This is a genomic window from Halobacillus naozhouensis (assembly GCF_029714185.1).
Classification (GTDB): Bacteria; Bacillota; Bacilli; order Bacillales; family Halobacillaceae; genus Halobacillus_A; species Halobacillus_A naozhouensis.
This window is the reverse complement of sequence record NZ_CP121671.1, coordinates 2586675-2599411: the sequence shown is the minus strand read 5'-3', so window position 1 is coordinate 2599411 and position 12737 is coordinate 2586675. Positions and strand designations below refer to the sequence as shown.

The following is a 12737-nucleotide window of genomic DNA, read 5'->3' as shown; positions in this document are numbered from 1 at the left end:
GGGAGTGAGGTTCAATCATGTCTAATAAAAATATTGTTATAGTTGGTGGAGGTCTTGCGGGACTTATGGCAGCTATTAAGGCAGCAGAGCAAGGTGTACATGTCGATATGCTGTCACTAGTGCCGGTAAAGCGCTCTCACTCTGTTTGTGCGCAAGGCGGCATTAACGGTGCAGTTAATACGAAGGGTGAAGGTGATTCACCTTGGGAACACTTTGATGATACTGTTTACGGTGGTGACTTTTTAGCCAACCAGCCACCCGTTAAGGCCATGTGCGATGCTGCGCCAAGCATCATTCATCTCTTGGATCGTATGGGTGTAATGTTTAACCGTACACCTGAAGGACTGCTTGATTTCCGACGCTTTGGCGGAACACAGCACCACCGTACAGCCTTTGCCGGGGCTACAACTGGACAACAGTTGTTGTACGCTCTTGATGAACAAGTTCGCCGTCATGAAGTAAATGGCTTAGTGACTAAATACGAAAACTGGGAATTCCTTTCAGCAATCATTGACGAGAATGGTGTTGGTCGCGGAGTCGTTGGACAGAACCTTAAAGATCATGAAATCAAAGCATTCCCGGCGGACGCTGTGATCATGGCGTCAGGTGGACCTGGAATTATCTTTGGTAAATCGACGAACTCTGTAATCAATACAGGTTCTGCTGCTGGTTCTCTTTATCAGCAAGGGGTAAAATATGCAAATGGTGAATTCATTCAGATTCACCCAACTGCCATTCCAGGAGACGACAAGCTGCGTCTTATGAGTGAGTCAGCTCGTGGTGAAGGTGGACGAATCTGGACATATAAAGATGGTGAGCCATGGTATTTCCTAGAAGAGAAGTACCCAGCTTATGGTAACCTTGTTCCTCGTGATATCGCTACACGGGAAATTTTTGATGTGTGCGTGAATCAGAAACTCGGAATCAATGGTGAAAACATGGTTTATCTTGACCTATCTCATAAAGATCCTAAGGAGTTAGATGTTAAGTTAGGCGGAATCATCGAAATTTATGAAAAATTTGTAGGGGATGACCCTAAGAAAGTACCGATGAAAATTTTCCCTGCTGTTCATTATTCCATGGGTGGTATGTGGGTAGATTTTGATCAAATGACAAATATTCCTGGTATTTTTGCTGCCGGAGAATGTGATTATAGTCAGCACGGTGGAAACCGTTTGGGTGCAAACTCGTTGCTGTCTGCCATTTTTGGCGGAATGGTAGCAGGACCTAATGCAGCGAAATATACAGAAGGTCTTGATACGATAGCTGATGACATAAGCTCATCTCTATTCGATGAGAAAGTTAAAGAAGAGCAAGAGAAATTTGAAAAGATTATGAGTATGGATGGGGATGAAAATGCCTACCAAATCCATAAAGAGCTTGGTGAATGGATGACAGATAACGTGACTGTTGTTCGCGAAAATGACAAGCTGCTTAAAACAGATGAAAAGATCGTTGAACTTATGGAGCGGTATGAGCGAATTAATATTAACGATACGTCTCGCTGGAGTAACCAGGGAGCGATGTTTACACGTCAGCTATGGAACATGCTTCAATTAGCTCGTGTGATTACTCAGGGTGCTTACCATCGTAACGAAAGCCGCGGGGCTCACTTCAAACCAGACTTCCCTGAACGTAATGATGAAGAGTTTTTGAAAACAACAATAGCAAGTTATGATAGAGAAAATAACGAACCTGTGATCAGCTATGAGAAGGTAGACACATCTCTACTCGAGCCGCGAAAGCGCGATTACTCGAAAAGTAAATAAAGGAGGACAATGATCATGAGCGAAAATAAAACGGTTACGTTTATCATTACGCGCCAAGACGATCCCGAATCTAGTCCTTACGAAGAAACCTTTAACATTCCTTATCGCCAAAATATGAACGTTATTTCCGCATTAATGGAGATCCGTAGAAATCCAGTGAACGCTGACGGGAAAGAAACAACGCCCGTATTTTGGGAAATGGGATGCCTGGAGGAAGTTTGTGGCGCATGTTCCATGGTGATTAATGGAACGCCAAGACAATCTTGTACAGCACTTGTTGATCAATTGGAGCAACCTATCAAATTAGCTCCAATGACGACATTTCCCGTAAATCGCGACTTGGCCGTCGATAGGAGCCGCATGTTTGATTCCTTGAAAAAAGTCAAAGCCTGGGTTCCAATTGATGGAACTTACGATCTTGGGCCAGGACCAAAAATGCCAGAAAGCAAGCGTCAGTGGGCCTATGAGCTATCTAAATGTATGACATGCGGGGTTTGTTTAGAAGCTTGCCCTAACGTCAATAGCAAGTCTGACTTTATTGGTCCAGCATCTCTTTCACAAGTTCGTCTCAAAAATGCTCACCCAACAGGAGCGATGAATAAGAGTGAAAGATTGCAGACAATTATGGACGAGGAAGGGCTAATGGGATGTGGAAATGCACAGAACTGTGTGGAATCATGTCCAAAAGGAATTCCTTTGACTACTTCAATTGCTGCTCTAAATCGTGATACAGCCATCGAATCATTCAAGAGCTTTTTCGGAAGTGACGAGCGCGTTTAATAAATGAATCTATAGAAGTGCCATAGCCTAACTTTACTGTTAGGCTATGGCACTTCTTTGTTTAATCTATTAGAATGTCATAGTATAATAAATAGGATTGAATTCATGGGGTGAATATTCGCATGTCAAATTGGAAACAAACAGTACTCGTATCCTTTATTTTGCTTTCAGCTTGCTATATTACCTTGATTTCTCTTTCTCAACCTTTAATTGGAATTGATTTAGAACGAAGTCAAAACGGTGCCTGGGTCATCTCACAGATTAAAGAAGGCTCATGGGCAGATGAAAATGGAGTAGAAGCGGGAGCGGTATTAACGTCAGTGCAAGGAAAATCACCTGAGGATTATTACACGGTGCGTATGTTCCATGAATTGGAAAGTGTTGAATCGTTTACCGTTGAAAAGTTAGACAAAAAAGTGACCTATTCCTCAATTAATGAGTCTACCTTGCTGCATTGGACATTATTTATTCTTTTACCTTTATTATTTTTAATTGCAGCATTTTGGATCTCCAGGATTGTCGAGAAAAAAGTGGCTAAACGTTTTTCGGCCAATCAGTTAATGCTCTATTTTTTGCTAATAGCTTTAGGGTATTTAAGTAATAGTGGAGCAGTTCGGGATGATCTGTACAGTATTTTTCTTAATTCTATTCTCTTTCTAATATCACCCGTCGTACTCATCCATTTCCTTTATAATTACTTCTCTGAGCTAAAAGTATATTGGTTCTCAAAAAAAGTTTATCAAGTTTTGTATGTGCTTGTCAGCTTGATAACTGTACTGGAAAGTTACTTTCTGATTACGACTAATTATCCGAGTTTCTTTTACAATGTGCCTCCTTTTACATTGCTTGGTCTGTATATTGTATTATTTTTCATCATTTTTAAAGGGTTGCATAGTTACAAGGATACATCTGTAGGAACTATTTTTAAGTATATGAGTATTGGGATGTCAGTAGCCTTCTTTCCATATATTTTCCTATATTTAATTCCTGCATTGACGATTAAGGAGAAGATTATTCCCCTGGAAATAGGTGCTTTATTTTTAATTGCCTTACCCATCACATTTATGTATTTAGTAACGAGGGAAAGGTTAATTGATATAACCTTTGTGATAGGTCGTCTTCGCTATTACGCATTGTTATCTGCGCTTCCAAGTATTCTAATCCCTTGCATTTTTTCTATTTATGTAAGGGAAGAAATTGCAATGATTCATTATTTACAAATCTATCTGGGTATCCATGTTCTGCTTATTTTATTGTTATCAATAAAAGAAGGGCTGGACTTCCGATTGCAAAAATTCTTGTTTGTGGCTAAATATAGTTATCAAGAAAGTATGCACAGGATGTCTAAAGATATGAAAGAACAGTCGAATGCTGTTGATCTTATGAAGGTAATGCGAAAGGAAATAGGAAACGTCTTAAAAGTACGGGAAATGTATATATATTCTATTCATAATCACCGGAAAATGTATTGTGTATATGACCCGATCCCTGCTGACATACTGGATCATTTTGACGACTATTTTCCGAACCGGCAATATGATATTGGATCAATTCTGGAAACAGATAAAGGCTTTGGTGTAATTGTAGGATTTACTTTAGATAAGGTGACCATGCTTTGGTGCAGAGGGAAGAAGGATTATACGAATCTAAACCGAGATGAAAAGACGTATTTACAGACCATTTCTCATAATGCCAATATTGCTATAGAGAATATGAACTTGATTGAAGATCTGGTTAAAGAATTACGCACTTTAAGAAGTGATCCAACTCATAAATCTCCCACCTGGCTCTCTAGATTAGTATTTACGATTGCAGAGAATCAGAGAAAACAGCTTTCGATTGATCTACACGATACAGTTTTACAGGAACAGCTATACTTGTACAGAAGAATGGATGATTTAATTAATAAAAGGTCGGACTTGTCGAAGACGTTAGAGGCAGAGCTTACCATTTATAAAGAATCACTTTTAGATAGTATTCACCTAATACGTGAAACATGTAATGAATTGCGTCCGGCGTTTATTGAAGAGATGGGTTTGGTTCATTCCCTGGAAAATCTAATTGAGCAGTATCAATTACGTTCAAACTTCACGGTATATTTTACAAGTGACGGGTTTGACGCGAAGCTTGATCAAGAGCACGTATTAACTATTTTTCGGGTCGTACAGGAACTGTTAACCAATGCATCCAAACATTCAAATGCAAAAATTGTAAAGCTAAGTCTATCTAGCAACCAACACCAAATTATGCTGTTATACTCCGATGATGGGCAAGGGATGGATTACTCCCTTCAAAGAGATCTATTTTCTCACATTGGCTTATCTGGCATAGAACAACGAGTAAACGGACTAAACGGTCACCTTGAAATAGAAACTGCGCCAGGAGAAGGTTTTAAATCCATCATTACCTTTCCTTATGTACTATCAAAGGAGGTGGGACTATGACCCGTATTTTAATTGTTGATGACCATCCCGCAGTAGGTGCGGGAACAAAAGCAATGCTTGAACAAGAGGAAGATATGAAGGTAGATGTTACTGATCAGGCAAGCGAAGTAGAAGAGCTGATAAAAAATCAGTTATACGATATCCTGCTGCTTGATTTATATATGCCCGGGATTAGCGGGGTAGATCTTGCGAAGAGGCTGAAAAGGACTTCCCCGGATCTAACCATTTTGATTTATACAGGTTTTGATCTTAATACCCATTTTAATATGATGGTGGAGGCCAATATAAATGGGTTTGTGAGTAAAACAGCTACAAGCGAACAATTGATTACAGCGATTCGATGTGCGCTTCGCGATGAAGTGGTCATCCCCCTTCACTTATTTAAACAGCTGCGAAGATCGGAAGCGAGCATTAGTCACTCCGTTAATAAGAGGGAAGGAGCAGGGCCTTCCCTTAATGAAAAAGAGCAGTCTATCCTAAAGGAAGTGGCCTCAGGGCTAACTAATCGTGAAATTGCTCAGTCCCTGCACATGTCTCAGCGCAGTGTGGAGTACACGCTAACGGGAATCTTTAATAAGTTGACTGTCAAGTCTCGGACAGAGGCCTTATTCAAAGCGCAGGAACTTGGACTGGTATCTAAATCGTAAACGGCCGACACGAGGCCATGTTTTCGCACATAAGATATGATGACTAAATAATTCCCCTCAAAATAATAGCTAGACAACAAGGGAGGGGTACGCTTGTGAAGGAAGACGGCTACAGGCCAACACAAATTCTAACCAAGCGAGAGCGAGAAGTTTTTGAGCTTCTAGTGCAAGACAAAACTACGAAAGAAATTGCTAATGAACTGTTTATCTCTGAGAAAACAGTTCGGAATCACATTTCAAATGCAATGCAGAAGCTTGGGGTAAAAGGAAGATCTCAAGCCGTAGTCGAGTTATTACGGATGGGAGAACTTGAACTCTAAATGTAGATGTGTTGGTATGAGGAATGGATAGGGCCTTTCAGGTAATGGATGAATGATTTCACTCCATACCTGAAAGGATTTTTAACAAGAAAAGGCAATTTTCTGACGTTTTTTAGACAATTTGATAAAAATTCTTGAATTTTTTTAAATAGAACAGCAGTATTAGAAATACATTTTATTGTGTGAGGAGTGCTGGTTGTGACAGAATCGCAGGCCACATCATCGATTGCAGATGTTGAGAAAGAATTACGGTACATATCAGGTATCATAAAGCAGCAGGGACGTGAAATTTTAAATCACTACCCGATAACTACTCCACAGTTTGTAGCTTTACAGTGGCTGCTCGATAAAGGAGATTTGACAATTGGCGAACTATCTACTCATCTTCATTTAGCTTGTAGCACTACGACGGATCTCGTCGATCGTTTGGAGAAGAATGAGTTGGTGGAGAGGATTCGCGACTCGAAGGACCGTCGGATTGTTCGTACCCATCTCTTAGAAAAAGGTACACAAATTATTCATGAGGTAATAGAAAAACGCCAAAACTATTTACAAGACGTTCTTAAGGATGTTTCGGACGATGAGGTTAAACAATTAACCCACTTATTACATGTACTTCATGAAAATATGCGAGAGACATCTAAGGAAAAACAGAAATGAGGGATTTCATGGGAAAGCCGATAGGTGTGATTGATTCAGGAGTTGGAGGATTGACCGTAGCCCGTGAACTGATGCGTCAACTCCCCAAAGAAAAATTTATTTACTTGGGTGACACATTAAGATGCCCCTATGGACCACGGCCAAAAGATCAAGTGAAAGAATTTACATGGCAGATGGTTCATTATCTCATGCGACGCGATATTAAGATGCTCATTATTGCTTGTAATACAGCGACCGCCTACACATTAAATGAACTTCAGTCCGTATTGCCGATCCCGGTAATTGGTGTAATTGAACCAGGAGCCCGGGCAGCAATCAAGAGCAGTAGAAATAAACGGATAGGTGTAATTGGGACAGAAGGTACAATAAAAAGTCAAGCATACCCAGAAGCACTCAAGGCAATCGACCATTCTATGCGAGTAAATGGTCTCGCCTGTCCTCCTTTTGTTCCTATGGTGGAGAACGGTATTTTAGAGGGTCCGGAAGCAGAAGAAATTGTTAGCTCGACTTTGTTACCCTTAAAAGAGATGAACCATATTGATACATTAATTCTCGGATGTACTCATTACCCACTTATAAAGGATTTAGTGCAGAAGGAAATGGGAAGCCACATTAACGTGATAAGCTCTGGAGAGGAAACCGCTAGTGAAACTAGTTTAATTCTGGCCTACCATAATGTTTTAGAACAGGGAGATAGTACCCCCGTGCATGAATTTTATACAACAGGAGATATGGAAAAATTCAGGCTGGTGGCCAATAGGTGGTTTGAAGAGCCGATCCAAGTCTTAAAGCTTATTGAACTTGAACAATTCGAAAAGACAGCAAAATAGCTAGCTTGAAAGCCGTGTGAATACTTTGTTATTTTTCCACGTTTGGAAGGCTTGATTAAGTAATAGACAAGCTGATTACCTATTCTGCCTGTATCGAAAGTATATCTTAATAAAGACTGAAAGGATTAACCTTCAAGTTTCGTTTTAGATCTTGAAGGTTATTTATGTAAGTTCGAAAGAGAATCTTTCTTGAGTCTACTAAGTGCTGCCCCTGACAAAAACACATTTTCTAGAAAATCTTGTCTTGCAACATAAAATCAGTGGTCTAAACTTTATTACAGCTCGTATATATGGTAGTACAAACTATCATGGGAGGGAATAGCATGAAAACATGCGGAATTAAACCCTTATCGATTGCCGTACTATTAAGTACAGGATTGCTGTCGGGTTGTTTATTTGAAGGGGAGCAATCATTAGAGGAGATGGATGCTCCGCCAGAAGAGGAGACGGCAGCGACTCCTGAAACGAATACAAAGGAGTCACCACCAGAAAAAGGCAGTGGCAAGGAAAGTGTTGAAGGAGAAGGTCAGAAGGAAGCAGAAGAGGCAGCAGAAACAGTGGCGAGAGAATTATTTTTAATTGATTCTAATGGGATGGTTGTCCCTCAGACGGTAGAACTGCCAGCTTCTAAAGAGGTAGCTACACAAGCCCTAGAATACTTAGTTAAAGATGGACCAATCTCAAGTTTATTACCAACCGGCTTTAAGGCGGTATTACCGGCTGGAACTGAAATTTTAGGATTGAATCTAAAGGATAATGGCACGATGGTCGTGGATGTCTCAAAAGAATTTAAAAATTACCAGCCTAACGAAGAAAAAAAGATTTTGCAGGCAATGACCTTTACAGTTACACAGTTTGATAATGTAGATCGAATGAAGTTATGGATCAACGGACATGAACTTAAGGAAATGCCTGTGAGCGGGACTCCGATCAATGGAGGAGTTTCCCGCTCGGACGGGATCAATGTCCATGTTGGTGACCAAACGGATGTTGTGGGAAGTAAAGCCGTAACGGTCTACTTCCCATCTCAACAAGGTGACGAAGAAGTATATCAAGTCCCGGTAACCACGAGAGTAAGTACAGAGGGTAATTTGTACACTTCTTTAGTACAGACCCTCCTCGATGGACCAGCGCTTGGAACATCCCTGCTTCAACCTTTCAATGAAGGCGTTCAAGCCACAAGTGCTGAACTCAATGAAGGGGTGTTGAGTGTAACCTTCAATGAGGCTTTGTTAAATGGACAAGAATCTAAAGCGGTGTCTGAACAAGCTCTCGCCAGCCTTGTCATGAGCTTAACCAATATGAATGATGTGGAAGCGGTTGAAGTAAAAGTTGAAGGGGTCGAACAAGTTTTAAATGAAGCAGGGGAGCCGCTGGCTGAACCTGTAACACGTTCAGATATTAATGGAGCAAATGAACCTGGAAGTTTATAAAAATGAAAATCACGGGTCACTATAATGATGTAGTGGCCCATTTTTACATAAGGCAGCAAAGAGTGTAATCTGTATATAGACCTTTTTTTATGTTAAGATGGGCTAGGTATAGTTGTAGAGAACGAAAGGGAGGACATAGCCATGAGAAGCGGACGTGCAGTCAATGAATTAAGGGAAATTACAATCGAAACGGATTATGTGAAGCACCCGGAAGGATCTGTATTAATAAGTTTCGGGGACACGAAAGTGATCTGTAATGCGAGTGTGGAGGACCGGGTCCCGCCATTTCTACGCGGACAGGGAAAAGGCTGGATTACAGCAGAATATGCGATGCTGCCACGTGCTACAGAACAGCGAAATATTCGTGAATCCTCAAAGGGAAAGGTTTCCGGGAGGACGATGGAGATACAGCGTCTTATTGGTCGCGCCTTACGTGCCGTAGTTGACTTAGATCGTATAGGTGAACGTACCTTATGGGTCGATTGTGATGTGATTCAGGCAGACGGCGGCACGAGAACAGCATCGATTACTGGTGCTTTCGTTGCGGTTGTACTTGCGTTTGGCAAGTTAGTTGAAAAAGGAGTATTAAAAAAGCTTCCTGTGACTGACTTTTTAACAGCTATTTCGGTGGGAGTCCTCCCTGATGGCGAAGAAATTCTGGATCTTTGTTATGAAGAGGATAGCAAAGCCCATGTGGATATGAATATTGTCATGACAGGTCAAGGGGAATTTGTGGAGCTTCAAGGAACAGGAGAAGAAGCCACTTTTTCAATGAAACAACTTCAGAAGATGATATCCCTGGCCCAAGAAGGAGTGGCAGAGCTTACTAAACTGCAAAAAGATGCAATTGGAAAATGGGCTGATGTCATTGAAACATCATCAGCAGTTTCGGAGAAATAATCCGATGAAAGAATTAGTTATTGCCACAAAAAACAAGGGTAAAGTTGACGAGTTTGATGAGATGTTTTCGAAATATCATATAACAGTAAAATCATTGCTTGATTTTGATCAGAAGATAGCTGATATAGTTGAAGATGGTGACTCCTTTGAGGAAAATTCAGTCATCAAAGCCGAGGCAATTGCTGAACAATTCCAAATTCCTGTCGTTGCCGATGATTCCGGTCTTGAAATTGATGCTCTAAACGGTGCTCCTGGTATTTACTCCGCTCGTTATGCGGGAAAAGACAAGGATGACCGCAAGAACATCGAAAAAGTTATGGATGAATTGAGCCACGTTCCAGCACACGATCGTACAGCACGTTTCGTATGTGCAGTCGCTGTTGCACGTCCCGGCCATAAAACTTTTGTGGAAAGGGGTACTTGTGAAGGGCGGATTGCTATGGAGCCAGCAGGTAACAACGGTTTCGGCTATGACCCAATATTTATCCCAAGTGATTCTCATCGAACAATGGCAGAGTATACATCAGCGGAAAAGAATTCAATTAGTCACCGAAAGCATGCTATCCTAAAAATAGAACAATGGTTGCAGGATCTATCATAAAGAGGTGTTTGTAATGCCAAAAGTGCTAATTATTAGTGACACGCACGGATTAACCAATGAAGTGATGGAGATTAAACAGCGTTACCGTTATGAAGTGGATGCGCTCATTCATTGTGGTGATTCAGAACTCGGCTACCAGTCTGAAGAGTTGGAAGGTTTTCATTACGCTAAAGGTAATTGTGATTTCGATACCGACATGGAAAATGAACAATTAGTGTCTATTGGTGATTTAACTATTTTGGTTGTTCATGGCCATTTACACCAAATTAAGTCAACGTTAATGCCACTATCGTATCGGGCAGAGGAACTTGGTGCTCAGGTAGCTTGTTTTGGACATTCACATATGGCAGGGGCAGAAAAAGTGAAAGACAAACTGTTCATTAATCCAGGCAGTGCCAGATTGCCGAGGGACCGTGAAGAACCGACCTACGCCATCATGGAATGGGAAACACTTGATAAGATCGAACTTCAATATTATCACGTGACTGGGAAACCTATGCCAGAGTTAAGGTTGGAAACATCTCTAGCAGCAAAGAATTAACTCTTTGCTGCGGAGTTGTTGACAAAGACACGGTATTTTACTATAATTATCCTTGTCGGAAAAAATAAATCGTTCATTAACTTTATTGTTTTGCGGGTGTAGTTTAGTGGTAAAACCTCAGCCACGAGCGAAACTTCACCGAATGTTCTTCGAGTTGCCCGCCCGATCAACTTCTTTGACTAAGCTAGCAGAGGTAAGGGCATGACCAAACGTGGCTAATGATATAATGTAAATGCGGGTGTAGTTTAGTGGTAAAACCTCAGCCTTCCAAGCTGATGATGAGGGTTCGATTCCCTTCACCCGCTCCACTCTAATCCTACATAATTCTACAATCTTATGACTTGTCCCAGTAGCTCAGCTGGATAGAGCAACAGCCTTCTAAGCTGTGGGTCGCAGGTTCGAATCCTGCCTGGGACGCTAAAAGAAAAAGCCGGAATCCTTAATACATAAGGATTCTGGCTTTTTTGTGTTTTAAAAAAGAAATACTCGAGCTGAGCAGTATGCACTAGTTGCTTCAATTACATCGCAACCAATAAGTTAGAATAGGTTGGATACATTAAGGGACTGAGAACCGCAGTTTCTTCAGCACGAATAGTAAATAAGTTGCCCGATTTTTGTTGCAGAAAATATTAAATGTTGTTAATTTTCCCATATTCTATTGACATTTTTTCTAAACGTGGATAGTATATATACCAATAATTCAATAACATATTTTCACATTCTTATCGTGAGAGGTGGAGGGACTGGCCCTTTGAAGCCTCGGCAACGGGTCTGATGATTGATCATCAGAAAACTGTGCCAATTCCAGCAGATGCTCCGGCATTTGAAAGATAAGGAGATAGGTAGCTAAATTTATGTGTTAAAACCTCTCTTCTTATCGTTGATAAGAAGAGAGGTTTTTTAGTGTTCAACGCTAAGAGTTATGTGGATTGAAGGAAGATATATACGGGAAGATGTTTTCGTTATACCCAACTAAATACCTTGGACTACAATGAATTACATGTGCAAGGAGAACCCGGGGGGACTTATGAATAAAGTTTATATTGTCGGTGCTGGACCAGGTGACCCAGAATTAATAACTGTGAAGGGCTTGAAGACCATTCAGCGAGCAGATGTCATTTTATACGATCGGTTGATTAACACCGAATTACTGAATGAAGCGGGGGATGAAGCTGAACTGATTTATTGTGGTAAACGGCCTGATAATCACTCTTTGGATCAGAAAACAATTAATAGACTTCTTTGCAACTTTGCCTTACAAGGTAAATCAGTAACCCGCTTAAAGGGAGGAGATCCCTTCGTTTTTGGGCGAGGTGGGGAAGAAGCGGAAGAATTAGCAAAGAATAGGATTCCTTTTGAAATCGTTCCCGGAATATCGTCTGGGGTAGCCGCCCCAGCTTATGCTGGTATTCCAGTCACACATCGTAACTATAGCTCGTCTGTAGCTTTTCTTTCAGGGGTGAACAAACATGGATATGATCAGGAAGAATATTGGGAGCACGTTGTGAAAAGCATGGATACTTTGTGTATTTATATGGGTGTGAAAAAGCTACCCGAAATTTGTGCGCGGCTCATCCGCCATGGTCGTCCCCCAGAAACGCCGATAGCTCTGGTGGAGTGGGGAACTACAGCACATCAGCGTACCGTTACAGGGAGCCTGAGGAATATTGTAGAAAAGGCTAATGACCTCAAGAATCCCTCAATAATTATTGTGGGAAAGGTCGTGAAGCTGAGGGAACAGCTGCAATGGTTTGAACAGCTTGAGAACAAGACAGAAACTCATGTGCCATCAATTGTAGGGTGAAAGCGAGG

12 protein-coding genes, 2 tRNA genes and 1 riboswitch are annotated in these 12737 nt (G+C 41.1%); all 14 genes read left to right on the top strand.

What is annotated here, in order from left to right:
- Nucleotides 1–17 precede the first annotated feature (17 nt).
- The 14 genes from sdhA (at nt 18) to cobA (ending at nt 12729) form a co-directional block, all read left to right on the top strand.
- Nucleotides 18–1769 carry a succinate dehydrogenase flavoprotein subunit gene (gene sdhA / locus P9989_RS13680; protein WP_283075445.1) on the top strand — a complete coding sequence of 584 codons (1752 nt, stop codon included), beginning with the start codon at nt 18–20 and terminating at the stop codon, nt 1767–1769.
- A gap of 15 nt (nt 1770–1784) precedes the next feature.
- Nucleotides 1785–2549, top strand: a complete 765-nt coding sequence (gene sdhB / locus P9989_RS13675; protein ID WP_283075444.1) for a succinate dehydrogenase iron-sulfur subunit — start codon at nt 1785–1787, stop codon at nt 2547–2549.
- Between the two features lie 122 nt (nt 2550–2671).
- On the top strand, nt 2672–4993 hold the full coding sequence (locus P9989_RS13670) for a sensor histidine kinase (RefSeq protein WP_283075443.1): 2322 nt from the start codon (nt 2672–2674) through the stop codon (nt 4991–4993).
- The gene (locus P9989_RS13665; RefSeq protein WP_283075442.1) at nt 4990–5640 is read left to right on the top strand and encodes a response regulator transcription factor; all 651 of its coding nucleotides are present in this window, start codon (nt 4990–4992) and stop codon (nt 5638–5640) included. The genes P9989_RS13670 and P9989_RS13665 overlap by 4 nt, the downstream gene beginning before the upstream one ends.
- Nucleotides 5641–5735: 95 nt before the next feature.
- Nucleotides 5736–5960, top strand: coding sequence for a helix-turn-helix domain-containing protein (locus P9989_RS13660; protein ID WP_079530455.1), 225 nt, complete (start codon nt 5736–5738; stop codon nt 5958–5960).
- Between the two features lie 198 nt (nt 5961–6158).
- Nucleotides 6159–6620: a MarR family winged helix-turn-helix transcriptional regulator gene (locus P9989_RS13655; RefSeq protein ID WP_283075441.1), complete on the top strand. Its 462-nt coding sequence runs from the start codon at nt 6159–6161 to the stop codon at nt 6618–6620.
- An 8-nt stretch (nt 6621–6628) separates the two neighbouring features.
- On the top strand, nt 6629–7450 hold the full coding sequence (gene racE, locus P9989_RS13650) for a glutamate racemase (RefSeq protein WP_283075440.1): 822 nt from the start codon (nt 6629–6631) through the stop codon (nt 7448–7450).
- A 323-nt stretch (nt 7451–7773) separates the two neighbouring features.
- Nucleotides 7774–8883 (top strand): GerMN domain-containing protein, encoded by a 1110-nt coding sequence (locus tag P9989_RS13645; RefSeq protein WP_283075439.1) that lies wholly within the window; start codon nt 7774–7776, stop codon nt 8881–8883.
- Nucleotides 8884–9024: 141 nt separating this feature from the next.
- The gene (rph, locus tag P9989_RS13640; RefSeq protein ID WP_283075438.1) at nt 9025–9783 is read left to right on the top strand and encodes a ribonuclease PH; all 759 of its coding nucleotides are present in this window, start codon (nt 9025–9027) and stop codon (nt 9781–9783) included.
- Between the two features lie 4 nt (nt 9784–9787).
- Nucleotides 9788–10384 carry an XTP/dITP diphosphatase gene (locus P9989_RS13635; RefSeq protein WP_283078919.1) on the top strand — a complete coding sequence of 199 codons (597 nt, stop codon included), beginning with the start codon at nt 9788–9790 and terminating at the stop codon, nt 10382–10384.
- A gap of 13 nt (nt 10385–10397) precedes the next feature.
- Complete coding sequence (locus tag P9989_RS13630; RefSeq protein WP_283075437.1) at nt 10398–10925, top strand: metallophosphoesterase; 528 nt, start codon at nt 10398–10400, stop codon at nt 10923–10925.
- Between the two features lie 234 nt (nt 10926–11159).
- Nucleotides 11160–11233: transfer RNA gene (locus P9989_RS13625), tRNA-Gly, on the top strand.
- 35 nt (nt 11234–11268) lie between these two features.
- Nucleotides 11269–11342 (top strand) — tRNA-Arg (locus tag P9989_RS13620).
- 302 nt (nt 11343–11644) lie between these two features.
- Nucleotides 11645–11762, top strand: a riboswitch (SAM riboswitch).
- A 190-nt stretch (nt 11763–11952) separates the two neighbouring features.
- The gene (cobA, locus tag P9989_RS13615; RefSeq protein WP_283075436.1) at nt 11953–12729 is read left to right on the top strand and encodes a uroporphyrinogen-III C-methyltransferase; all 777 of its coding nucleotides are present in this window, start codon (nt 11953–11955) and stop codon (nt 12727–12729) included.
- The last annotated feature ends 8 nt before the right edge of the window (nt 12730–12737 follow it).